This window comes from Ruegeria sp. YTSA168, assembly GCF_059610045.1.
The window spans coordinates 23,271-48,146 of record NZ_JBXWMW010000008.1 but is presented as its reverse complement, the minus strand read 5'-3'; the positions used below and the strand labels follow the sequence as shown (position 1 = coordinate 48,146).

Here is a 24,876-nt window from a genome sequence, read left to right as displayed (position 1 = left end):
GGTCAGATTGAATAAAGCGCGTGTTACGACCCAAAGGACCTTAAGATGCCTCACGTGACGATCGGGAAAGTGGACCTGAACTACAGGATTGATGGCTCGCCAAATGGCGCACCCATCGTGTTTGCCAATTCACTGGGCACCGACCTGCATCTATGGGATGGCGTGATTCCACATCTGCCCGAAGGGCTGCGGATCATCCGATTTGACAAACGTGGCCATGGTCGATCCTCGGTTCCACCTGCTCCCTATTCAATGGGATCGCTGATCCGAGATACCGAGGCACTGTTGGATCATCTTGCAGTGCGCGATTGCGTGTTCGTGGGTCTGTCCATCGGCGGTATGATTGCCCAGGGCCTAGCTGTTAAGCGTCTGGATCAGGTGCGGGCTTTGGTCCTTTCCAACACGGCCGCCAAGATCGGCATCCCCTCGATCTGGCAGGATCGGATGCAGGCTGTTCGCGATGGCGGGATCGAAGCCTTGGCCGATGCCACGATGGAACGCTGGTTCTCGCGTGAGTTTCGAGCCGCACAAAACCACCTGCCCTGGCGCGAGATGATGGTGCGGCAGCCAGTTGAAGGGTATCTGGGATGCTGTGCCGCTATCGCCGGCACGGATTTCTATACCCCAACGTCAGGTCTGCGGCTGCCCACACTGGGCATCGCTGGCAGCGAAGACGGCTCGACCCCACCGGACCTTGTGCGCGAAACGGTCGAGTTGATCCCCGGCGCGCAGTTCAAATTGATACGAAAGGCCGGCCATTTGCCTTGTGTTGAAAGACCCGAGGAGTTTGCCGCTATACTAAACGCGTTTTTGAAAGATATTGGACATATTTAAGGGAGCCTTTCGATGGCTGATTTCCTTCTGATTCACGGTTCTTGCCACGGCGCCTGGTGTTGGCGCGACATGATCCCCGCGCTGGAAAGCCTTGGTCATTCCGCCCGCGCCATCGACATGCCCAGCCACGGCGCAGACCCTACGCCGATTGCCGAGGTTACCCTTGATGGCTGCCGGGACGCCATCCTTGCCGCATCAACACCAAATACGATTATCGTAGGACATTCCTGGGGTGGTTATCCAATCAGCGCTGCCGCCGAAGCACAACCAACAGCCATGCGCGCCCTGGTCTATCTGAGCGCATATGTACCGCATGACGGGCTGTCGATGGTCGAAATGCGTCGTCTTGGACCAAGCCAGACAATTGCTAATGCCGTCGAAAAGTCCGCTGATGGGTTGTCCTACACTGTGCGACCGGAGCATGTGAAAGACCTGTTCTACCATGATTGCCCGCCTGAGATTACGCCGTTCGCCTTCGCACGCCTCTGTCCGCAGGCCATCCGTCCGCAAGATACACCTCTATACCTTGGCGAACGCTACCAGCGCGTCCCGCGCGCATACATCGCCACCAGCGATGACCACACTGTCCCATACGCATATCAAAAAAAGATGAGCGACGGGATCCGCCCGGATTTGTGCAGGGTGATTGATAGCGGGCATTCATCGTTCTTTTCGCACCCGAATCAACTGGCCAATGTATTGTCCGACCTTGAAGAACGGCTTTGATCAGGTGAATGTCTTGCGACCTTACGTTTAGGTAAAAGGCCCCTTTCTTAAAGAGTGGACCCCGCCTAGGGTGCCGGGAACAAAACTCTGAGACGGTTCTGATGCGCCTGCCCTTTGCCTTTGTTCTATCTACCGTGATGATCGATGCGATGGGGATCGGCCTGGTGATGCCGATCATGCCGCAGCTGATTGTCGAGGTTCAGGGCGGAACACTTGCAAGTGCGGCGATTTGGGGTGGTATCCTCAGCACTGCGTTTGCTGCGATGCAGTTTGTCTTTGGGCCTATCCTGGGCAATCTGTCGGATGCCTATGGGCGGCGCGTTGTTCTGCTGGTGTCCCTATTTGTCATGGCCCTGGACTACGTGGTGATGGCACTGGCGGGTAGCATCTGGCTGCTGCTGATTGGCCGCATTGTCGGGGGTATCACGGCGGCCACCCATTCGACGGCGGCGGCATTTATGGCCGATGTCTCGAAGCCAGAGGATAAAGCTGCAAATTTCGGACTCGTTGGCGCAGCCTTTGGCGTGGGCTTTGTTCTGGGCCCGGTGATGGGCGGTTTGCTGAGTGAATATGGAACGCGCGCGCCGTTTTGGGCGGCCGCAGGACTTTCGGCCCTGATCTTCGCCATTGGCTTGTTTGTGATGCCGGAAACCGTGACCGACAAGACCCGGCGTACATTCAGCCTGAAACGCGCCAACCCGGTCAGTTCGCTGACCGCGATTGCAGCGCTGCCCGGTATCCGGCCCCTACTATGGGTCTATTTCCTGTATTCGGTCTCAATCTATGTGTACCCCGCGATCTGGTCCTATTTTACGACCGAGCGTTTCGGCTGGTCGCCGCAGATGATCGGCCTGTCGCTGGGTGTCTATGGAATTGGCATGACCGCTGTTCAGGGCGGGCTGATCCGCCCTGCCACGCGGTATCTGGGTGAACGTGTCACCATCCTCTACGGTATGGCCTTCGAGATTGTTAGCTTCCTGTTTCTGGCCTTTCTGATCAATGGCCTGATCGCTTTGATGTTGATCCCGATGACTGCACTGGGCGCGGTCATCACACCAGCGTTACAAGCGATGATGTCGCGCGCCACACCGGATTCGCAGCAAGGAGAGCTTCAGGGCGTGCTGGCATCGCTACATGCTTTGTCGATGGTCATATCGCCCTTGTTGATGACCAGCGTTTTTGCCCGCTTCATTCGACCGGACACGGCGATCTATCTGCCGGGCGCGCCTTTCCTGCTGGCTCTGGTCCTCATGCTAGTCGGCGTGCTTCTGTTTCTTCGGGCACGCCCCATCACGGTGTAACAACGACATCAATCTGACGATTTCCAGCTTGCAGCGCGCATGTTCCCACGCCACCGTGGCCCGAACCACCGCAACGCCGGAGCCCACAGAATGAAGCTGCAAGACCTGGATATCATCGTCACGGCGCCCCCGGCCCCCGGTTGGGGTGGGCGCTACTGGATATTGGTGAAACTCACCACCGACACAGGTATCACGGGCTGGGGAGAATGCTATGCCTCAACCGTAAGCCCCGAGGCCATGACCCATGTGATCCGCGATGTGTTTGAGCGACATATGCAGGGTGAAAATCCCGAAAACATCGAACGGATGTTCCGACGCGCCTATTCCAGCGGATTTACACAACGCCCGGACCTGACGGTCATGGGGGCCTTTTCGGGGCTTGAAATCGCGTGCTGGGACATTTTGGGGAAAGATCGCGACCGGCCCGTTTATGCCCTGCTGGGCGGCAAGATGAATGAACGCATCAGGTCTTACACCTACCTCTACCCTCTACCCCAGCACAATCTGAACGATTTCTGGACTGCGCCGGATCAGGCCGGCGAATGCGCCGCAGAAATGGTTCGGCAAGGCTATACGGCGGTCAAATTCGATCCGGCTGGTCCCTATACGATCCGGGGCGGGCATATGCCAGCGATGTCCGATATCTCGATGTCTGTGGCCTTCTGCAAAGCCATCCGCGAAGCTGTAGGGGACAAGGCTGATCTGCTGTTCGGCACCCATGGTCAATTCAACACCGCTGGCGCTATTCGGCTGGGCCAGGCGCTGGAGCCGTATTCACCGCTTTGGTTCGAAGAACCCACCCCACCTGACAATATCGAAGACATGGCCCGCGTCGCGCGCAACGTCCGCATCCCCGTCGCCACCGGAGAGCGCTTGACCACCAAAGCCGAGTTCGGTGCGGTCCTGCGCGCGGGTGCAGCAGAAATCCTGCAACCCGCACTGGGTCGCGCCGGGGGCATTTGGGAAATGAAGAAGGTCGCGGCCATGGCCGAGGTTTTTAATGCGCAGATGGCCCCCCATCTTTATGCGGGTCCGGTGGAATGGGCCGCCAATATCCATCTGGCGGCTTCAATCCCTAACCTGCTGTTGTTGGAATCCATCGAGACCCCGTTCCATGATCAACTGATCAAAGGCTCGATCCGGGTTGAGGATGGCTTTGTCACGCCACCCACCGCGCCGGGCCTTGGGATTGAGGTAGACGAAGATCTGGCGCGCGCATATCCCTACACCGGAGACGGGCTGCATCTGCAAATGCAGGAAGAGCCTTGCGACTACATCAACGGAAATGCCTTTCAGGGCGGCGCACCGGCGACCGAGGGGTGACAAGCCCGCGTGGGTTAGGGCATATTGCTCCAACCCCTATCTGACAGATGGCCGATCCGTGACCCCGCAAGACGCAACCGTTCTATCCGTTGAAGCATCAGACAGCATGCAAGCAAACGCAACCCGTGCTGCTGCTTACCTGAAGACATTGGCGCATGAAGGGCGCCTGATGATCCTGTGCCACCTGAGCGATGGGGAAAAATCGGTCGGAGAGTTAGAGAACCTGTTGCAAATCCGTCAGGCTGCCGTCAGCCAGATGCTGGCACGTTTGCGAGACGAAGAACTGGTTTCAACCCGCCGGGACGGTAAGACCGTTTATTACTCGCTGGCCGATCAAAGTACCCAACGCGTGATCGGATTGATGTATGAGCTGTTCTGCCAGCCCGAGGACTAAGGATCAGTTCGACACATACCCGGCGATCACCTGCATCAGCTTGTAGGCAGTGGCGGCATCATTTTCGACAACGGCCAGAAACTCTTCTTCACCAATCCGTAGGCAGGACAGGTTGGTTTCGGCAATCATGCTCAGGGCGCGTGGTTCTTTTCGGATCAACCCCAACTCACCCACCAGAGCGCCTGCGCTTACGGTGGTGATCAGTTGATCCGGGCCATCCGACTGCGGCAGATACAGGCCCGCCTCTCCGTCCAATACCACGTAGGCGCCATCGGTCGGTTGGTCATCTTTCAGGAACACGACCTGTCCGGGTATTGCATCAAACCAGCGCGCACCAAAGGCCAGCAGGCGCAGTTGCCTGCGATCCAGGCCCGAGAACAGAGGGGTCTGTTCAAGTGCTCGTAGCTTGCGCGCAAGATCAGCCGATGCGGCGCTGTCTTCTTCCACGTCCATGGGTCCTTCATCCGAAACCACACGACCTTGCCGGATTTCGACGAACATGTCGAACACGTCCGGATTTTCGAACTGATCGTTGAGATAGATGATCGTGACATCCGGCATCAATTCCCGCAGGTTTTTGTAAACAGCAATCTGTGTCTTGACGCTGTAGCTGGCCAACGCGTTCTCCAGGATCAGGATATCCGGCTTCTTGATCGTAGCACGCGTAAACGCCAGTGGCTCGGCAAATACAGCGGGCAGGTTCTGCCCCCCGAGCGAAACCGGCACATCATAAATCAGCTCAACAACCAGCGGGCGCGCGCCATTCTCGGCCAGAACATCCACAATCAGCTTGCGTACCTCGTCGGATCGCGCCCCGCCAATCTGGCTGACTTTACCAAAAAGCGCGTTCTCCATCACCGACAGACCCGGTGCGATCTGCTCGGAATCCAACGGTACAAACACGTCCTGCAGCGGTTCCAGCAGCTTACTGGAATGGCTATGGCGCAGCTCCAGAATGCGGCTCTTGAGCTCATCGGTGAAGGCCGGGCCAATCTGCTCCGCTGAGATCACAAATGGCACCGCCAGCAGATTCGCCAATTGAGCGTCATCCAGCCCCTCGGCCCCTTCTTTCCGGGTACGTTCGACCAATTCAACGGCCGCCTCATAGGTCCCGGCCTCCAGGCCCAGTTTGCGGAACAAGGGATGGTCGGTGCCATCCAGCCCAAAGATCTGCCGCAACATGTCGATCACGTCGCGCGTCAGGGCGATCAAGGTCTCATCCAATCCAAGCTCACGCAGCTGTCCCAAGAACACGGTTTGCTTGGCCAGAAGCTCTTGGTTGACCGGAACACAAGGCGTTGCGAACAGCAGGTTCTCGGCCACGGGCAAGGCCGGGTTATAGCTTTCGCGATCAAAGATCAGCGCCTGCTCGGTCAGCTTCGCCTTTGTTACCGTCTCTTGTATCAGCGGGCGCAGTTCGATCAGCTTCTCCGCAAGTTGAGGATGGGCCACCGGATCAAATTCCTGCTCGGCTCCGCGTCGAAACAAGGCCGCGCCCGATCCCATACCATCGATCAGTTTCAACCACCAATCCCGCAACTCAGCCGCGTTCTGAAAGCCTGCACGGGACGGGTCGAGCCATTCTGCCTGGAACGGGTCGGTGCTGTTGCCTGCACGCAGGGTTTCAGCAAAACCGGGGTGATCGGTGTGTTCAGACAACGGCTTGAACCGCATAGGCATCATAACGTTGTCGCCCAGCGTGCCTTGGAACATCACCGGTCGGGATGATGCATAACCGATCCGCGCCGCCACGACGCCCTGATGCAACTCAGCCAGATTCTGATCACCGATTTCAACCCTGCCCGCACTGGGCAGGATTTCGCGTGTCAGCAGTGCGCTGACGACGCGGCGGTCTTCCTCGCTCTGCGCCAGAATGCCGATGGTTTTGCCCGCCGGGAATGTCAGGTTCAGGTCATCCAGCACCTGATTGCCATCCATGTCGCGCACCGAAACGTGATCAAGAACAATATCGCCGCTCAGATGCGGACGCTCGGGCGGCTCGCCTTCGAACAGACCTTCATCCTGCATACCCGAAGGCGCAAACCGTTCAACCACCACGTCCCACCGCAGCGACATATCCTGCGTTTGATTGTAGTAGGTCAACAGTTCTTTCCAGGGGGAACTGAGGTCTTTATACGCCGCCAACGCCGCCACCAGCGCGCCGAGTGAAACCGATCCCTGCAACACCAGCAAACCGCCAACCAGATAGAACATGAACGGTGTGAGCTGGGAGATGAAGTTGTTTATGAACTTCATAAAAAACTTCTTTTGGTAGATCTCGAACCGGATCCCAAATAGGCGCCCCAATTGATCCGAAATCATCGCGCGGCGATAGCGCCAGCCTCCGTTTGCGCGCAGGGTCGAGGCACCAGCGGCGTTTTCGCCGATCTGCGCGGCCAGTAGGCGAACTTCCTGAATGCGTTTCTTGTTCAGCAGGTTGATCTGGCGCTGCAATTTCGGGATCAGCCACGCCTGCACCGGGATCAAAGCGACGGCAGCAAGGCCAAACCAGACGCTTTGCAGAAACAGGAACGACAAAATGGTGATCATCTGACCGGCCTGAAGCACCGGCTGGCTGATCGCATCGCCCATCAAACCGCCCATGGGTTCGCTTTCGGCGGTGATCATCGACACCATTTCGCCTTGGCTGACCCGTTCGAAATAAGGCTGAGGGAAGCGCAAAGCCCGACTGATCAATTGATAGCGAAAGCGACGCAGCATCCGCTCGCTCAAAACACCTTTCATCGTGTTGATGCGCATCTTCATCAGGCCATGGGCAAGAACTGCGCCCAGAAAGGCAAAGCACAAGATGATTAGGAAATTGGTCTGCTGCAGGCTGTATCCCCAGACCTCTACGATTTCACTGCTGGCCCCAATCGCATCGTTGATGATGCGCTTGGGCAGTTCCAGCGTAAGATATAGCAACGGAAACAAAGTTGATGTCACGGCCAGAAGGATAAGCTGGTCGCGTTTGGAGTACTTCCAGATAAAACGAAAGATCGTGCGCTCTATGGAACCGGTTCCTGCTTGCTATTTACAACTCAGCATGGCCTCAGACTCAACAGCATAAAGCCACAAAATCCCAGCGAAAACTTATATTCGAGCTCAATAGCGGAACATTTCTTTGCCGAATGTGAACTAGTTTATTTACGTAGCAACTTAATCGTGACTAGTATCCGCCTCAGGACGTTTTCGGGAGAGGCCTTTTGACTGCCAGTTTTGGCGCAGTTTTTCTTATGCTCTGCTTGATGCAGATCAAGCATATGTTTGCCGATTATTACCTCCAGACGCCCAAAATGCTTTCCGGGCGTGGCGAGTATTTTCATGTCGGTCGCGCGCAACATGCCGGTGTGCACGTTGTCGGCTCTACTGTTGTTTTTATCCTATTTGGCGCGCCTTTGCTTTTCATCCTGATTGTTGGTCTGATCGAATGGGTCGTTCATTTCAATATCGACTACGCAAAGGCCAGCTATTCCGACAAGAAACAGCTTGAACCGAAGCAAGCCGCATTCTGGCGCGCAGCCGGTTTGGACCAGTTGATGCATCAGTTGACCTATATTGGTATGGTCTGGGCTTGGGTTACCTTCGCCGCCTGAACCGGTTTCAGGCGACGTGTTTCAGATGTCTGGGCTCATAGGCCGACAACCACATCCGATCCAAAGCATCGAGTTTTTCGACATCAAAACGTTGCGCTTCTTCCCAATAGCGCCCGGATGGCACGTGATACCCCAACCGTTCTTCTTCAGCCAAAGCCGCCTTCATTCCAGCCGTCGCGGGTAGTGGCGCCATGGTCAGCCGTGACGCCTGCGACGACGGAAAGACCAACCGACTGTCCCCTTTCGATAATCGTACAACACGGCACTTTTGAGCGGCTGCAAACAAGGCCAGACGGGCGGATTTGGCTTCTAATGAGCGTAAGGTGATGTCATCGCGCAGCGGATCAGCCGCACCTGTGCCATAGAAATGGGTCTGACCCTTGCCAGCATAGACCATATCGCACCCAAAATACGCAAGAACCTGGGGCTCAAGGGCCGACAAAGCCCAATACCCTGCTGTAAAGGCCATCGTGCCGCCTGCATAGACAAAACCGCCATAGTCGTTCTGCCGAGGCACGTAATCCTGGGCCGTGACAATACTTTGCCCAGGTTTCAAACGCACCGGCCATCTGTCCGGAGGAAAATCTTCAGGATGGACCAACACATCCCAATCCTCGCGCACACGCCAGGCGTTGTTAATCACCACTATGTGCGTAAAGGGCTCGCGGGGCCATGCGCGTGCCTCTATCGCATCTGGTGCGCTGCCCAGTATCAGAACGCGGTTTCCTGACTGTGCCATCTCGGGCCCTGTGTTTGCTCAGACCTTTCGAAAGCATAGCGCGTTTGGACCGGTCGACTACCCCAGAACCGAAAAACTGCTTTCTTCGTTGATTGGACGTTTGCGCGAATAGAACCCCACATCGATCATGCGCTTGATATACGGCAATTCGAACTGCAGCGGCTTTGCATCATGGTCGGCCCCACCTTCGCAATATTCAATCAGCGCAGTCATCATCTTGCCCGCAATTGGAGCGTTCTTATACTGGTTTCCGCTGGTGCCACAGGCCATGTAGAAACCCGGCAGGCTGGATTTGTCGTAAATCGGAATCCAGTCTGTCGACGCATCGTACAGGTCAACCACACCGCGGGTTTTCGACGGGATGCCCAGGCTGGGCACGCGCTGCGCATATCGCATGGCCTGAGTGGTCCACTGATCGGTGAAATCGCGGTTGTAGTTCAAATCATCCTCGCACCACTGATGCGGGTCGCATTCGGGGTCTTCAGACCCGACAAGGATATGATTGCCATGTTCCGGGCGGCAGTAACATGCGATGTCACTGTCCGAGACGATGGTGCCGTTATTCTCAAAATCGAACCCATCGGGCGCGGGCACATGGACCACTTCTTGCCGCAAGGGTCGTGTCTCAATCGTCATGTCATCCAATACGCCAGCCATCTTGTTGATGATGGCCGACCCCGGCCCGGCCACATTCACAACGACCCTGGCGCGGATTTCCTCACCCGACGCCAGTTTGACCCCCGCGACGCGACCATCTTCGGATAGAACCTCAACGACCTCGGCCCCAGTCTGCACCTGAGCCCCATGTTGCTTTGCTGCATCCATCAGGTTCTGAGCGGACAGCGCTGGGTCGGTGACATAACCTGCCTGCGGCCAAAACACACCGCCCTGCATCTTACGACCGTTGGAATAACCGAACTCTGGATCATCCATCCGGCGTGCTGGCGCAAAACTATCCAACGAATAGACCGGCAAACGATCATTAATCACCTCGGGCGACCATTCTTCGAACGGGCAATCCAGATCGGCACTGTTGGCCATATGCTTTTCCAGCATTCCGTTGGCATCGGTCTTCATCACCAGACATCCCGTCTCGCGGAATTGCGCCAAATCGGCATCGGCTGGCAGACCAAGATATTCGGCCCAATCACGCCAATAGTGATAACCCTCCCATGCAAAGGCCGTACCATCGAAGGTCGAATAGTGCATACGGATGATCGCGCAGGATCCAGCGGTCGAACCATGCCCCGCCTGACTGTTCCGATCCAGCGACAGGGTTTTCCACCCGGCTTTGGCCATCTCAAAAGCGATCGCGGCACCGATCACACCGGTTCCGATGATTATTGCGTCTGGCTGGCTCATGGGGTGTCTCCTCTCCAATAGCGCTGCGAATAGGCGCTGAATTCCTCGACTTCCTCGGGTTTCGGATCGACGCCCGTGAAAACGTACAGATAGTGCGGCACCATCGAGATCCGTGTTTCCATAGGTTCGTTCAACTGGGCCAGATCATAGCCAATCTGCATGTAGTACAGAACGCGCGCGCGGGTTTCGGCTTCGACCTCGGAATACCCATAGCGTGCGAACATCGCGTGCAGGGCAGCCAGGCGCTTTGCGTCAGATTGATCCAGAACGCGTCGTACCTTGCCTGATTTGCGCGCCCAATCGCGCACCGCAAAATCTAAGGCGGTATCAAACAGCTCCGTATTCACGACACACCGATGTACATTGCAGACCGCCGCTGTAATCGTCTCGGCTGGGATTTCAGCCTGTTTGATCAGTGCGGCAGTATTCGTCGCCTGCCAGCGCGCCAATAGCGCGTCCAACAGTTCCTGGCGCGACTTGAAGTACCAATAAAAGGACGACCGTGACACGGCCATCCGCTCGGCCAGATTCAGCACCTTGATCTGATCCACCCCGTCCGAGATCAGCACATCCATCGCCACGTTCAGCCAATCGTCGCGCGTGACTTTGACATTGCCGACCAATGGTTCGGCCTGTGGGTCATCCCGGTGGAGGATCGGTTTGGTGTTCATTCAGCTCTCCGGTGGTGCGCCGCCTTCAGCAGTGCGTCGTGCGATAAAGTCGTGCAGGGCTCCGATATTGTCATTGTCGGTTGGCGGTGCTTTGAAATCGCTCAGAATAGACTTCCAGACCCCGGTTGCGCGATGGTTGGTATCGACCGATCCACGCTCGGTCCAGGTTCCGAAATTGGCGTAGTCGTGGACATGGGGTTGATAAAACTCGGTATTGTACCGCTCCATCGTCTGGGTGGAGGCAAAGAAATGTCCGCTGGGCTCGACCTCACTCAGCGCAGTGTCAAAGCCGATCTCGGACGTTCCGGCCTGCGCCCCGGCGCAAAGCTCGGCCACCATGTTGAGCACTTCGGCATCGCAGACCAGCTTTTCAAACGAGACCGTCAGTCCGCCTTCCAGCCAGCCTGCCGAATGGATTATGACGGTCGCCCCGGCCATCAGACAGCCCCATAGTCCGAACTGATTTTCGTTGGCCGCCTGCACATCGTTGACATTCGCCGCCGAGCCCGCAGCAGATCGCCACGGCAACCCCAAATGCCGCGCCAATTGTCCGGCCGCCAGCGAAGCCTGGAAATGTGAGGGTGTTCCGAAGGCGGGCGCACCTGATTTCATATCCACATTGCTGGTGAACGTCCCATAGCACACCGGCGCGCCCGGATTGGTCAGCTGCGTCAGGGTCAGTGCCGACAGCGCTTCTGCATGAGATAAGGTTATCGCCCCTGCCACCGTGATCGGCGCCATCGCCCCCATTAGCGTAAACGGCGTGATAATCGACATCTGACCGTGCTTGGCAAAATCAATCAGCCCCTGTGCCATCGGAATGTCCAGAGTGCGCGGGCTGTTGGTGTTGATGATGGTGTAGCAATGGGCTCCATTACGGAAATCGTCATCCGACAGGCCACGGGCAGTGGCCAGCATCTCAAAGCAGTCCATCACCTGTGGTGTGCCACGCGAGAAGAAGAACGGAAACTTATCAGTCAGTTCCATCTGCGCCTTGGTCGTGAAGTAGTGGCGCAGGTTGGTTGGTACGTCCTGCGGTTCGACCTGAGGCGAGATCATCTGAAACACGTCAAAATGATGGGTCAGTTTCAAAAACTCAAGATAGTCCCGCCCTGTCGCAGGCCGACGCCCCCGCTCCAGATCGGTGGCATTCGGGGCCCCGGCCCCCGGTTGAAACACCAATGAGCCCAGTTCCAGCGTGAAGTCCCGATGCCGTGCACCCGCCCGACAGGCAATCGACTTCGGAGCCGAGGCAACCGCTGCCTCGACCATATCGCGCCCGATAAAGACCATCTCGGTCTCTTCGTCGACACTGGCCCCTCCTGCGGCAAAGATACGACGCGCTTCGGGCAGCAAAACCTTTACGCCCAGCTCTTGCAGCATGCGCAGCGCGGTCTCGTGCATGTCTGCGATCTGATCTGCCGGGAACACCTCCATCTGCGGGAAAGGGTTCCTGAGTTGGCGATAGTTCACATCCCGCAGAATGGGTGGCGCGGCCTCAGCTCCGCGTCCGCGCCGTCGGCGCCTTTGGTCTTGCGCCACCATGATCAGCCTCGCATCGCTTTGCCCTGAGGGTCATATGGCGACGCGGCGATCACACAGGCCGGGCGTTCGACGCCGACCACATGTACGGACAGTTCCGTTCCCGGCTCAGCCTTGTCCCGGTTGACCAGAGCCATCGCCAGCGATTTGCCAGTATAGTGGCCATAACCGCCCGAGGTGACGAACCCCACGCGTTCCCCATTTGCCCAGATCGGCTCATAGCCACTGGCATCCGCGTCCAGCGCATCAACTTCCAGCGTCACCTGCACCTGCGCCGGGCCATTGCCATCACGTTCAGCCACAGCTGCATCCTTACCGACAAAGTCCTTGTCCCAGTCGATCCAACGATCCATCCCGGTCATGCCCGGTGTGTAGGCCTGGGTGAACTCCGCCGACCAGATGCCAAAGCTTTTCTCAAGCCGAGTCGACAGCATCGCATTGAATCCGCACTCACGGATACCTTCATCGGCCCCAACCTCAAGCAACATCCGGCGCAGCTTGATGTGATCGCCATAGCGGCAGTTGATCTCGTACCCCTTTTCGCCGGTCACCGACATGCGTGCCACGCGGGCACGCACAAGACCAACATCGAAATCGCCGCAGCCCATGAATTTCAGGCCCGAGATGTCCTGTTCGGCCAATTTCTCGATCACCGCCTGCGATTTCGGCCCGACCAGACCGAAGCCACAGTATTCCTCACCCAGATCGCGGATGTTCACCCCATCGATCATGTGGTCGTCAAACCAGCGCATATGCCAGGCGCGCAAGTAATAGCTGCCCATAATCCACCAGGTACCATCGCCCCAGTTCAATACGGTCAGATCGCCCTTGAGGCGACCGTTCTCACCCAGCATTGGCGCCAGTTTGGCCCGACCCGGCGCAGGCAGTTTCGAAGCCATGACCTTGTCCAGCCAGACCTGCGCATTCGGGCCAGTCACCTCGAACCGCGAAAAGCCGGAGATATCCAACAGGCCCACGCCTTCGCGGATCACTTTACATTCCTCGGCCACGATATCATGCGCATTGGAGCGCTTTAGGGTCGGCGTTTCCTCGAAACCCTTCGGCGCAAAGTAAAGCGGTACTTCCAGATCCCAGCTGACGCCCCATTTGCAGCCCGCCTCCGTCATCGCATCATGGGCAGGGGCCATTTTCAACGGGCGGCCTGCAGGCAGTTGCTCGTTCGGATAGGTCATCACAAACCGGCGGGAATAGAACTGCCCGGTGGTTTCGCGGATGTAGCGTTTGTTCTGGGCGAAATCGCCGTAGCGCGCCACATCCATCGGCCAGGCATCGGCCTCGGGTTCGCCGTGGATCATCCATTCAGCCAGCGTTTTGCCTACACCGCCACCTTGCAGGAAGCCCGCCATCACAGCACAGGCCGACCAATAGCCACGCTTGCCCGGGACCGGGCCAACCAGAGGGTTGCCATCAGGCGAGAAGGTAAACGCGCCGTTCACCCAGGTCTTGATGCCCACGTTCTGGATCGAAGGGTAGCGTTCGAAACCCAGCATCAACTCGTTCTCGATGCGGTCCAGCTGCTCCTGAAACAGCTCTTCGCCATAGTTCCAGGGCGCGCCGTCCATGGCCCAGTGCTCGTGGTCGACCTCGTAGATGCCGACCAGAACCCCCTTCTGGTCCTGCCGCATATAGGTGAAGCCTTCCAAGTCCACGGTCATCGGCATTTCGAAGTCGGCTGCTGCGACCTCGGGCACGGCATCCGTAATCAGATAGTGGTGCTTGAGCGGTGAGACCGGTAGTTCCACCCCGGCCATTCGGCCCACCTGCTTGGCCCAAAGGCCCGCGGCGTTGACCACATGTTCACATGTTATCGTGCCCTTGTCAGTCACGACCTCCCAGCCATCCGCCGTCTGCGTCAGGCTTTCGACCTTGGTTTCCTCGTAGTATTCCGCGCCACGCTTTTTTGCCGCCGTCGCATAGGCCTGAACTGTGCCGGTGGTGTCGATGTAACCTTCGCGGTCCGCCCACATCGCGCCCAGAACGCCATCGGTGGACATGATAGGGCAGCGTCTCTGCGCCTCTTCCGGCGTCAGCAGCTCGCAATCATCAATGCCGATGGATTGGAAAATCCGGTAGTTGGCCTGCAGCCATTCCCAGCGCTCGGGTGTTCCGGCCAGTGTCAGGCCGCCAGTCATGTGGAGGCCAATATTCTGGCCAGACTCTTTCTCGATCTCGCTGAGCAGGTCGATGGTATAAGCCTGCAGTGACGCCATGTTCGGATCGGCATTCAGCGCGTGAATGCCGCCGGCCGCGTGCCAGGACGAGCCCGACGCCAGCCGGCGCCGCTCGAGCATGACAACATCGGACCAGCCAAATTTGGCCAGATGATACAAAACCGAGGCGCCCACAACGCCGCCCCCAATGACCACCACGCGATACTGCGATTTCATCCCGACCTCCCTTGGACGACTCGCTGGAAACGCTAGAGGCACTGTTCACTTCTGTCTAGACAATTCTGTACAGTGCAGATCAATTCAAATCTGCGCATGCTCAGCCCTAGATTTTAGAGGTTTGCGCTGGGTCGGGATTGAATGTTTTCAAACCAATCGAGAGTGGCGCTGTTGCCTTCGGGAATGCGCGTTTTGATGACACGGGCAAAATCCACAAAAACAAACGTACTGATATCCGCCAGACTGAACATATCCCCCGCGACAAAACGGCAGTCCTGCAATCGCGCCTCAAGCAACGCGAAGAAATCAGCGATGCGCTCCCTGCCTCGTTCGGCCAATAGTGGGATCTGAGGATGGTTTGTCGGCCCGGGGATGGCCCGATCCTTGAACGCCGGATGTGTATTGCGCAGAACCTCTGCAACAGGCATGCCGCCCTGTTGTTCAACGATGGCATTCCACATCAAAACCTGACCCTTCTCATCTGGGCTGCGCCCTAGTAGGGGCGGTTCGGGAAAGCGGGCCTCAAGATAGGCCGCGATCCCCAGATTTTCGGTCAGAACCGTGCCTTCCTCTGTTACCAGAACCGGAACTGTCGCCCGAGGATTGACGGCCAGAAACGCCTCATCCAACTGTTCGTTCTTGGCAATCGAAACCTCGCGCGTTTCTATCTGCAGTCCTTTTTCCGCGATGAACATTCTGGCCCGGCGCGGGTTCGGGGCGGTCGAACAGTCGTAGAAGATCAACTTGAATTTCCTCTCTTTGTGGCGGTCACTCAATCCATCGCTTGGGACACAGCGCGCGCGATGACGCGTTCTTCATCCGTTGGGATCACCAGCACCGGAACACCCTTGTCTGATATGACAGTGGAATTGCCGTCATTGGCCTTAACATTCAGATGGATGTTCAGAAACTCCATCCCCTCAAGCACGCGGTCACGAATTGGGGCCGCGTTTTCACCGATGCCACCACAGAATACTACTGCGTCCAGACCACCCAAAATGGCTGCCATTGCCCCCAACTCGCGCCGGATGCGAAACACGTAGTAGTCAATAGCCTCATGCGCGTGCGGGTCATCACTGGCCAACAAGGTACGCATGTCGTGACTGATCCCGCTTAATCCCAACAGACCGCTTTTCTTGTACAGAATATGGGTGATTGCCTCGACCCCGTGCCCTTGCTGCATCAGATACAGCAACACGCCGGGATCAAGCTGACCGCACCGGGTTCCCATCGGCAATCCATCCAGCGCCGAAAACCCCATGGTTGACCCGACGCTGGCCCCGTCGGTCACAGCACACATCGACGCGCCATTGCCCAGATGCGCAATCACAACACGGCCCTCAGCCAGATCGGGATAATCCTGCTGCAGCTTGCCGGTGATGTAGTCATAAGACAGGCCGTGGAACCCATAGCGCCGCACGCCTTTTTCGTAGAACCGCCGCGGGATGGCAAAGGTATCGTTTACAAACGCATGACCTGTGTGAAACGAGGTATCAAAGCACCCCACCTGAACCGCATCCGGGAAGGCTGCCTGTGCGGCGCGAATAGCGGCCAGATTGTGGGGCTGATGCAGAGGGGCCAGCGGCGACAGAGCCTCTAACTGCGTAAGGATTTGATCATTCAGAATGACGGGGCCCTCAAACGTTTGCCCGCCATGGACGATGCGGTGACCCACCCCAACAATACTGTGCGAGTCCAGCAAAGGTTGGATCGTTCGCAAAATCGCTTGTACGGCTGCAGCGTGGTCGGCGGGGCCGATCTCAATCACCTGGACCTGCCCCTCACCTTTCAATTCCAGCTGCGCGACCGGGCCAAGGTTGTCGACCTGCCCCTGCCACAACAGGTCAGGTTCAGACGCGGCCCTGTATACGCTGAACTTGATGGTCGAACTTCCCGCGTTCAGCGTCAGAATTGCCTGCATTATGTCCCTCCTGTTTGCGCTACTGACCACCGTACCGGCGCTGCCGCCGGGTTGATCAGACTTAGCGCTGATAGATAAAGCACCGTCCCGGAACCGCACCTTGGGGCAAGGGAAGCTCGTTAAGGGTTTCAAAATACATCCTGTCGCTCGACACCATTAGGCCACCTTCGGCCAATAGCGGCTCGATCAAGGGTGAAACAAACCTTGCAAATGCGTCATTCTTTTCACGATTGTGGCCACCCAAATCGGCGTGGATCAGGCTAGCTGTCGCACCGAAACGATCCAGCGAAGCGGGTAGTGTCTCGCGGACATCACCCAAAATCGCCCGATCCTCGGGCGGTGTCGAGTCCGGATGCGAAGCAACCGCACGTTCGAACACATAGACCGGGCGATTGCTGACATACTGAATCATGTGGTGGTAGGTCCGGCCATTCCCCAACCCAAGTTCAAACACCGGCCCGTCCATGTCTTGGGTCTGCGCGATGGCAAAATCCAGACAGGCTCGCTGGGACACCATGCGGTCGATAAACAGATCAAGACGGCTTTGATTCTCGGACACTGGGAAATCTCTCCTTGATACCTACTGCCAGCATATGGGCAGTCGAATTGGGCTTTGATGACAAAAGCTCAAGTGTTTGTGTAGTCGCCAGACCCCAAGTTTCACATTTCCGCGACATTTCAGCACAAGAACGGGTTTGACTAGACGGGCAGAACCGCGCGAGACTGGCGAAAAAATCACGGGGAGTTGATAGAGCCGATGCAAACATGCGGCCAACCGGGTGGAAAACCCGAATGAATGCTTTGTTGTCCGTCAAAAACCTGAGCATTGGTTTTGGCGCAGGTGCGCCTGTTGTCAAAGATGTGAACTTTGATGTCCATGCCGGACAGACCTTGGCGCTGGTCGGCGAGTCCGGGTCTGGCAAAACCATCTCATGCCGCGCCGCCCTGCGCATTCTGCCCCGAACCGCACAGATCCGCAGCGGATCGATCACTCTGAACGATTCCAAAGGTATCGCCGAACTGACACAGATCAGCGAGCGCGAGATGCGTGGCATACGCGGCAACCGGGTATCGATGATCTTTCAGGAACCAATGCGCTCGCTTTCGCCGCTGCACAAGATCGGCAATCAGGTGAGCGAGGTCCTCTGGCTACATCGCGGCGCGTCCGAGGCGCAAGCCCGTAAAGAGGTATTGAGTCAGTTCGAACGCGTCGGCTTCCCTGACCCGCAGCGCGCCTACGATTCCTATCCGTTCGAACTGTCTGGCGGCATGCGTCAACGCGCAATGATCGCCATGGCGATGGTATCTAAACCCGACCTGTTGATTGCTGACGAACCAACTACAGCGTTGGACGTGACCACTCAGGCGCAGGTTCTTGGTCTGATCAAAGAGCTTCAACGCGAGACCGGCATGGCGCTGATCCTTGTAACCCATGACCTTGGCGTTGTGGCAAACATGGCCGAACATGTGGTTGTGATGCACAAGGGCCGTGTGATGGAGGCAGGCCCCGCCGCGCCAATCCTCACCGCTCCGTCTCACCCTTATACCAAACAGTTGTTCGATGCAGCCCCGGCGATCCCTGACAACGATGCTGTCGGGGTGCCAATGCCGAACGAAGACCTGATCCTGCAGATGAAAGGCGTTTCAAAGACCTACACGATGCGGGCCAGCAAAGGCTGGCAGGCCGACAAAGAAATCCACGCCTGCCGTGGCGTCGACCTGAACCTTGGCCGCGGCAAAACACTGGCAATTGTTGGCGAAAGCGGGTCGGGCAAGACCACGGCAGCACGGATCGCCCTGGGCGCAGAGCTGCCCGACCCTGGCGGGGAGGTTTTGTTCAAAACTGCCGCAGGAGACGACCCAATCCCTGTACATCAAATGACCCGCGCCCAGCGCACAGCGTTCCAACGCAAGGCGCAGATGGTGTTCCAAGACCCCTATAGCTCGCTCAGCCCGCGCATGCGCATTCAGGATGCGATGACCGAACCGTTGGAAATTCACCGGATCGGGTCGACATCGGAACAACGCGACAAGGCCGCCGAGATGTTGCAGCGCGTGGGGCTGAACGGGGATATGCTGAAACGTTACCCCCATGCATTTTCCGGAGGGCAGAGGCAGAGACTGTCGATCGCCCGTGCCATGATGCTGGACCCTCAACTGATCGTCTGTGACGAACCGACCTCGGCACTGGACGTATCGGTACAGGAGCAGATCCTGACCCTTCTGGAGAATTTGCAGGACAGCTTGAACCTGTCGTATTTCTTTATCTCCCACGACCTTGCCGTTGTGGCCCGCATCGCCGATGAGGTCGCCGTAATGCGCCGGGGGCTGATCGTGGAACAAGCCCCGCCCGAGACCCTTTTCTACAATCCGCGCCATCCCTACACAAAGGCGTTGATTGCCGCTCAACCAGAACCCGACATCAACCGCCCGATTGACCTGCAAATGGTCTCATTGGGTGCCGGCGCGCCGGACAGTTGGGATGAAGCCTTTCGTTTCTCTGACACCGTGATACCTTCACTTGTGGAATTGGAGCCGGGCCATAAGGTACGTTGCCATGTTTAAGACCACTCGCCATCTGATCCTTGCGGCATCGTTGGCCTTTGCTTCGCCCTTTGCCGCCACGGCTGAACTTCCGATCTTGCAGGAGAGCGAGTTTTGGTCGAACGAGGTCGACTCGGGCGATCTGCCTCCCATTGCTGAGCGGCTGCCTAAGGAACCGCTGATCGTTGATCTGGCCGCGAAAGGTCGGGAATTCGGAACCCAGGGCGGCACATTGCGCACCATGGTGACCCGGTCCAAGGATATCCGTCAGATGGTCGTCTATGGCTATGCGCGACTGGTCGGGTTTGACGAGAATTACAACATCGTACCTGATCTGCTGGCCTCGTTCGAGAATGAGGGCAACCGTAAGTTTACCCTGAAGTTGCGAGAAGGTCACAAATGGTCTGACGGGTCTGCGTTCACGTCCGAGGATTTTCGGTATTGGTGGGAAGATGTAGCAAACAATCCGTTGCTCAGCCCATCCGGCCCGCCGGATTTCCTGATTGTCGAAGGCAACGCGCCCACCGTTTTCTTCCCGGATGAAACCACGGTGATATATGAATGGCCGGATCCCAATCCGGATTTTCTACAGTCGCTGGCTCAGGCTCGCCCGCCATTCATCTACCGGCCCTCAGCGTTCTTGAAACCTTATCATGAGAAATTCGCAGACCCCGAAGAACTTGCCTTTCAGGTTGACGATGCACGGGTCAAGAGCTGGGCGGCGCTGCATAACAAGCTGGATAACTTGTATAAGTTCGACAATCACGAACTGCCCACTTTGCAGCCTTGGTTGAACGCAAGCTCTGGCAAGAAAATCCGCCACAACTTTGTCCGCAATCCCTACTACCACCGCATCGACTCAAATGGCGTGCAGCTGCCCTATATCGACATCGTCGCGATGGAGATTGTCGCCCCCGGTCTGGTCGCCGCAAAAACCAACGCCGGCGAGAGCGATCTACAGGGACGTGGTCTGGCTTTCCGGGATGCGTCGATCCTGAAAAAGGGGGAAGAGGTCGGCGACTACAAGACCCTGCTGTGGAAAACCGGTGTCGCTTCGCAAATCGCAATCTACCCTAACCTGAACTACGCAGATGAGGTCTGGCGGAATGTGCTGCGCGATGTCCGGGTGCGCCGGGCGCTGTCGCTGGCGATAGATCGCAAGACCATCAATCAGGCGCTTTATTTCAAACTGGCGAAGCCAATGGCGATGTCCGTCCTGCCCGCCTCGCCCTTCTACAGCGAGGAAGATGCCAAAGCCTGGGCCGCATTCGATGTCGATATGGCCAATGCGCTGCTGGATGAGGCCGGGCTGGACCAACGCGACGGCTCTGGCACCCGTCTATTACCGGATGGCCGCCCGATGGAACTGATCATCGAAACCGCTGGTGAGCGGCAAGAGGTTGAAAATGCGCTGCAGATCGTAACTGATACGTGGCGCGAGATCGGGGTCAAACTGGTGATGCGCCCGCTTGACCGTGATATCCTGCGGAACCGAGTTTTTGCGGGCAACACCATGGCCTCAGTCTGGTTTGGGTGGGATGACGGGCTGCCGCAGGCTCACACCTCTCCGGCCTATCTGGCGCCGACCGATCAGGTCTTCCTCGCCTGGCCGAAATGGGGCCAATTCTACCAGACAGGTGGTGAGGTTGGGGAAGCCCCCGATATGCCTGAGGCCGAGCGCCTCATGAATCTGGCCCATGATTGGGAGGTCGCCACCACGGATGAGGAGCGCACGGCCGTTTGGACCGAGATGTTGAAGATCCACGCCGAACAGCTTTACGGCATTGGCATCCTGAACGGCGCGCCACAGCCTATCGTCGTGTCGAACCGCCTGCGAAACGTTCCCGAAAACGCGATGTGGGCCTGGGAGCCCGGCGCGCATTTCGGTATTCACCGCCCAGATGAATTCTTCTTTGCCGACTGACAGGAGCAGCTAAATGAACATGCTGCGTTATGCGGTCTATCGCTTTTTTACGATGCTGCTGACCCTTTTGGTGGTCTCGGTTCTGATTTTCATTATCATCAACCTGCCACCCGGCGATTATCTGAGCAATCAGATCGCCGAGCTTCAGGCCTCGGGCCAGTCAGCAGGTGTGGCCAAGGCCGAGTTTCTGCGCACCGAATACGCGCTGGATCGGCCGATGTGGGAACAATATCTGATCTGGATGGGCTTCTGGCCCGGCCCGCACGGGTTTTCGGGCATGATACAGGGCAATTGGGGTTGGTCTTTCGAGTTCGACCGCCCCGTCTCTGAGATCGTGGGCGATACGCTTTGGTTGACCGTTGTTGTGAATCTAGCGGCCATTCTGTTCGTCTATGCCGTCGCCCTGCCTTTAGGCGTGATCGCCGCCGCGCGGTCGCGGACATGGATCGACTATACCTCGGCCTTTGTGGGCTATCTGGGCCTCGCCACGCCGAATTTCCTGCTGGCGCTCATCCTGTTCTACTATGGCCATCAGTATTTTAACCTGCCCATCGGTGGCTTGATGGACCCCAAATTCGAAGGTGAACCGATGAGCTGGGACAAGCTGAAATCCATCCTTGTCCACCTTATCGTGCCCACCTTTGTGATCGGCACTTCCGGCGCGTCAGCGATGATGCAGCGTTTGCGCGCGAATATGCTGGACGAGCTGGGCAAGCCTTATGTTGAAACCGCCATTGCCAAGGGCATGGCCCCCTCGCGGATGCTGACAAAATACCCCCTGCGCGTGGCGTTCAATCCCTTCGTAGCAGATATTGGCAACCTTCTGCCCTCGATGATATCGGGCTCGGTTCTGGTGTCCGTTGTTCTGGGTCTGCAAACCATTGGCCCCACATTGCTGACAGCGCTCAAGACACAGGATCAGTTCCTATCGGCTTTCATACTGATGTTTGTAGCACTGCTGACGCTGATCGGCACCATGATCTCGGATATTCTACTGGTGATGCTCGACCCACGTATTCGGTATGAGGGGCGCGAAGCATGACGGAACGTCCTGACAATCGCTATGTTGACGAGGCACCGTTCGATCCCGAAGCCTCGATCCAGCAGCTAGAACGCGCTGATCTGGACGCTCCGAACTGGATTCTGGTCTGGCGCAAGTTCAAAACGCACAAGCTGGGCCTGATCTCGGGCATCTTCCTGTTGCTGTGCTACCTGATGCTGCCTTTTGCGGGCTTCATCGCGCCTTATGGCCCTAACGAACGCAATGGCGAGCATCTTTATGCCCCACCCCAGTCGATCAACTGGTTCCATGATGGCGAATACATCGGGCCACATGTCTATCCCATCGTTGCCGAAGCCGATCTGGAAACGTTTCAGTGGAAGTTCGTTGCCGATACCGAAGACCCAAAACCGATCAAGTTCTTCTGCGAAGGCTCCGAATACCGTCTGGCCGGGTTCATCCCGTCTGACACCCATCTGTTTTGTGCCTCAGATGGGGCGACCGTGTTCCTCTGGGGCTCCGATCGTCTGGGCCGCGATATCTTCAGCCGCATTCTTTATGGCGCGCAGCTATCGCTGACGGTGGGTCTGATCGGCATTTCGGTATCGTTCTTCCTAGGCATTCTGTTCGGGTCAATGGCTGGGTATTTCGGCGGGCGCATCGACTGGTCTATCAACCGTGTCATCGAAGTTTTGCGGTCCCTGCCCGAACTCCCATTGTGGCTGGCTCTGTCTGCAGCCGTGCCCTCCAACTGGAGCCCTGTTGCGGTCTTCTTCATCATCTCTATCATCCTCGGCATCCTCGACTGGCCCGGCCTCGCCCGATCTGTGCGGGCCAAATTCCTATCGCTGCGCGAGGAAGAATACGTGCGCGCGGCTGAGATGATGGGGGCAAGTTCGGGTCGTGTGATCCGCAAGCACCTGCTGCCGAACTTCATGTCGCATTTGATTGCCTCAGCCACCTTGTCGATCCCGGCCATGATCCTCGGCGAAACGGCGCTCAGCTTCCTGGGCCTAGGCCTGCGAGCCCCTGCGGTCAGTTGGGGGGTCATGCTGAACGACGCGCAGAACCTTGCGTCAATCGAGATCTACCCTTGGACGGCCATTCCAATGCTCCCAATCATTGTGGTGGTTCTGGCCTTCAACTTCCTGGGTGACGGATTGCGCGACAGCCTCGACCCCTATCAGCAATGAGCCTGCTGGCCTCTCTTCCCGCAGTAAGCAGCTACCGCACGAAGAAGCCCGGTGCATTGCCCAGCGCATTTGCAGTCTCGGAACTGGCGACCGCCAGCGTAGCGGCGGTTGGACAGGAACTGTCTCGACTTATGGTAGCGCTGAACCTGGCACCAACCGTGCCCGAAGTGGTTGTGGATCAGCGCCTTGCCTCACTTTGGTATCGCTATTCCTTCAAACCCGACGGCTGGGAAATGCCAAGCCTATGGGACGCGATCGCCGGAGATTATCAGGCGGCAGACGGGTGGATTCGCCTGCACACCAACCTGCCGCATCATCGGGCCGCCGCCTTGAAGGTAATTGGCACGCGCGCAGACCGGGATGCCGTCGCAGAAGCATTGAAATCATGCTCCATTGCCGACCTGGAAACCGCCATCGTCGCCGAAGGCGGGGTCGCTGCCGCCATGCGCAGTCGGGCCGAATGGCTGGATCATCCTCAGGGGCGTTCCGTGTCGCGGGACCCTTTGATCGGCTGGCACGGTCCCAGAAATATCTCTCTGCGGGATCGGCCGGAGGCGAGCACCAATCGCCCGCTGGCCGGGCTGCGTGTGCTGGATCTGACGCGCGTTCTGGCGGGCCCGGTCTCTACCCGCACGCTGGCGGGACTGGGGGCAGACGTTTTGCGCATCGATCCACCGGATTGGGACGAGCCCGGCGTCATCCCTGACATCTCTTTGGGTAAACGTTGCACCTATCTCGACCTCAAATCACCAGAGGGGCTTGCGCGGTTGGAGGGGCTTCTGGCAGAGGCCGATGTATTTGTCCATGGCTATCGCCCCGGTGCATTGGATGCGTTGGGACTGAATAAAGCCAAGCGAGATCAACTGGCCCCAAACCGCGTCGAGGTCACATTGGATGCGTATGGCTGGCAAGGTCCCTGGGCCGCACGGCGCGGGTTCGACAGCCTTGTCCAGATGAGCGCTGGCATCGCACATACCGGTATGATCTGGGCGCAGGCGGACAGACCAACCCCTCTGCCGGTTCAGGCGCTCGACCACGCAACCGGCTATCTTATGGCTGCCGCTGTTCTATCTGCTCTAGCCGAAGCGGCGCGGGGCAACACGGTGATGCATGCCCAGCTGTCGCTTGCCCGAACGGCAGAGCTGTTGGCAGCCCTGGGCAAATCCGATCCGGAAAAGGCCATCAAGGACGCCTCTCAGTCTGACTATAACAATACGCCCGAAACCTCGGGTTGGGGGCCGGGATATCGCCTGAAATCGCCGCTGAGCGTTGGCAAAACCAAACTGCACTGGAACCTGCCCGCCTCAAAACTGGGCACATCCGACGCCGTCTGGCCCTAGCCGATCAAAAACACGCGACCGCCGCGCGGAACGCGCGGCCCGGCCCAACGCTTTGGGG

The 24,876-nt window shown here is 57.7% G+C and carries 20 protein-coding genes; 11 read left to right on the top strand and 9 right to left on the bottom strand.

Going from position 1 to position 24,876, the window contains the following annotated elements; all coding sequences use genetic code 11:
* Positions 1 to 45 precede the first annotated feature (45 nt).
* The 5 genes from pcaD (at position 46) to AC2FFE_RS14565 (ending at position 4,578) form a co-directional block, all read left to right on the top strand.
* Positions 46 to 834, top strand: coding sequence for a 3-oxoadipate enol-lactonase (gene pcaD, locus AC2FFE_RS14585; protein ID WP_496846980.1), 789 nt, complete (start codon positions 46 to 48; stop codon positions 832 to 834).
* A 12-nt stretch (positions 835 to 846) separates the two neighbouring features.
* On the top strand, positions 847 to 1,560 hold the full coding sequence (locus AC2FFE_RS14580) for an alpha/beta fold hydrolase (RefSeq protein ID WP_496846979.1): 714 nt from the start codon (positions 847 to 849) through the stop codon (positions 1,558 to 1,560).
* 101 nt (positions 1,561 to 1,661) lie between these two features.
* Positions 1,662 to 2,861, top strand: a complete 1,200-nt coding sequence (locus AC2FFE_RS14575) for a TCR/Tet family MFS transporter (protein ID WP_496846978.1) — start codon at positions 1,662 to 1,664, stop codon at positions 2,859 to 2,861.
* Between the two features lie 90 nt (positions 2,862 to 2,951).
* Complete coding sequence (locus tag AC2FFE_RS14570) at positions 2,952 to 4,184, top strand: mandelate racemase/muconate lactonizing enzyme family protein (RefSeq protein WP_496820030.1); 1,233 nt, start codon at positions 2,952 to 2,954, stop codon at positions 4,182 to 4,184.
* 106 nt (positions 4,185 to 4,290) lie between these two features.
* Complete coding sequence (locus AC2FFE_RS14565) at positions 4,291 to 4,578, top strand: ArsR/SmtB family transcription factor (RefSeq protein ID WP_496820081.1); 288 nt, start codon at positions 4,291 to 4,293, stop codon at positions 4,576 to 4,578.
* Between the two features lie 3 nt (positions 4,579 to 4,581).
* Here AC2FFE_RS14565 and AC2FFE_RS14560 read toward each other — a convergent pair whose 3' ends face one another.
* On the bottom strand, positions 4,582 to 7,578 hold the full coding sequence (locus AC2FFE_RS14560; RefSeq protein ID WP_496820082.1) for an ABC transporter transmembrane domain-containing protein: 2,997 nt from the start codon (positions 7,576 to 7,578) through the stop codon (positions 4,582 to 4,584).
* 236 nt (positions 7,579 to 7,814) lie between these two features.
* Here AC2FFE_RS14560 and AC2FFE_RS14555 point away from each other — a divergent pair, with 236 nt between their 5' ends.
* Complete coding sequence (locus AC2FFE_RS14555; protein ID WP_496847025.1) at positions 7,815 to 8,174, top strand: DUF3307 domain-containing protein; 360 nt, start codon at positions 7,815 to 7,817, stop codon at positions 8,172 to 8,174.
* Positions 8,175 to 8,181: 7 nt separating this feature from the next.
* On the opposite strand, the gene AC2FFE_RS14550 is transcribed toward AC2FFE_RS14555, so the two are convergent.
* From AC2FFE_RS14550 to AC2FFE_RS14515, 8 genes are all read right to left on the bottom strand, one after another.
* Entirely contained in the window at positions 8,182 to 8,913 is a 732-nt protein-coding gene (locus AC2FFE_RS14550; RefSeq protein ID WP_496820031.1) for a hypothetical protein, read from the bottom strand.
* A 57-nt stretch (positions 8,914 to 8,970) separates the two neighbouring features.
* Positions 8,971 to 10,275, bottom strand: a complete 1,305-nt coding sequence (locus tag AC2FFE_RS14545) for an NAD(P)/FAD-dependent oxidoreductase (protein WP_496820032.1) — start codon at positions 10,273 to 10,275, stop codon at positions 8,971 to 8,973.
* Positions 10,272 to 10,946 (bottom strand): TetR/AcrR family transcriptional regulator, encoded by a 675-nt coding sequence (locus AC2FFE_RS14540; protein WP_496820034.1) that lies wholly within the window; start codon positions 10,944 to 10,946, stop codon positions 10,272 to 10,274. Before AC2FFE_RS14540 ends, AC2FFE_RS14545 begins: the two co-directional genes overlap by 4 nt.
* On the bottom strand, positions 10,947 to 12,491 hold the full coding sequence (locus AC2FFE_RS14535) for a trimethylamine methyltransferase family protein (RefSeq protein ID WP_496820036.1): 1,545 nt from the start codon (positions 12,489 to 12,491) through the stop codon (positions 10,947 to 10,949). It abuts the gene before it with no gap.
* Between the two features lie 2 nt (positions 12,492 to 12,493).
* Positions 12,494 to 14,896 carry a GcvT family protein gene (locus AC2FFE_RS14530; RefSeq protein WP_496820038.1) on the bottom strand — a complete coding sequence of 801 codons (2,403 nt, stop codon included), beginning with the start codon at positions 14,894 to 14,896 and terminating at the stop codon, positions 12,494 to 12,496.
* A 113-nt stretch (positions 14,897 to 15,009) separates the two neighbouring features.
* Complete coding sequence (locus AC2FFE_RS14525) at positions 15,010 to 15,639, bottom strand: glutathione S-transferase family protein (RefSeq protein ID WP_496820040.1); 630 nt, start codon at positions 15,637 to 15,639, stop codon at positions 15,010 to 15,012.
* 29 nt (positions 15,640 to 15,668) lie between these two features.
* On the bottom strand, positions 15,669 to 16,817 hold the full coding sequence (locus AC2FFE_RS14520; RefSeq protein ID WP_496820042.1) for an acetate/propionate family kinase: 1,149 nt from the start codon (positions 16,815 to 16,817) through the stop codon (positions 15,669 to 15,671).
* A gap of 61 nt (positions 16,818 to 16,878) precedes the next feature.
* Positions 16,879 to 17,376: a class I SAM-dependent methyltransferase gene (locus AC2FFE_RS14515; RefSeq protein ID WP_496820044.1), complete on the bottom strand. Its 498-nt coding sequence runs from the start codon at positions 17,374 to 17,376 to the stop codon at positions 16,879 to 16,881.
* A gap of 233 nt (positions 17,377 to 17,609) precedes the next feature.
* Between AC2FFE_RS14515 and AC2FFE_RS14510 the strand changes: the two genes are divergently transcribed.
* The 5 genes from AC2FFE_RS14510 to AC2FFE_RS14490 are packed head-to-tail and all read left to right on the top strand — an operon-like array spanning position 17,610 to position 24,818.
* Positions 17,610 to 19,382: an ABC transporter ATP-binding protein gene (locus AC2FFE_RS14510; protein WP_496846977.1), complete on the top strand. Its 1,773-nt coding sequence runs from the start codon at positions 17,610 to 17,612 to the stop codon at positions 19,380 to 19,382.
* Entirely contained in the window at positions 19,375 to 21,285 is a 1,911-nt protein-coding gene (locus AC2FFE_RS14505; protein ID WP_496846976.1) for an ABC transporter substrate-binding protein, read from the top strand. The genes AC2FFE_RS14510 and AC2FFE_RS14505 overlap by 8 nt, the downstream gene beginning before the upstream one ends.
* A 13-nt stretch (positions 21,286 to 21,298) precedes the next feature.
* Complete coding sequence (locus tag AC2FFE_RS14500) at positions 21,299 to 22,327, top strand: ABC transporter permease (RefSeq protein WP_496820049.1); 1,029 nt, start codon at positions 21,299 to 21,301, stop codon at positions 22,325 to 22,327.
* Positions 22,324 to 23,478 (top strand): ABC transporter permease, encoded by a 1,155-nt coding sequence (locus AC2FFE_RS14495; protein ID WP_496820051.1) that lies wholly within the window; start codon positions 22,324 to 22,326, stop codon positions 23,476 to 23,478. The genes AC2FFE_RS14500 and AC2FFE_RS14495 overlap by 4 nt, the downstream gene beginning before the upstream one ends.
* On the top strand, positions 23,475 to 24,818 hold the full coding sequence (locus AC2FFE_RS14490) for a CoA transferase (protein ID WP_496820052.1): 1,344 nt from the start codon (positions 23,475 to 23,477) through the stop codon (positions 24,816 to 24,818). The genes AC2FFE_RS14495 and AC2FFE_RS14490 overlap by 4 nt, the downstream gene beginning before the upstream one ends.
* The last annotated feature ends 58 nt before the right edge of the window (positions 24,819 to 24,876 follow it).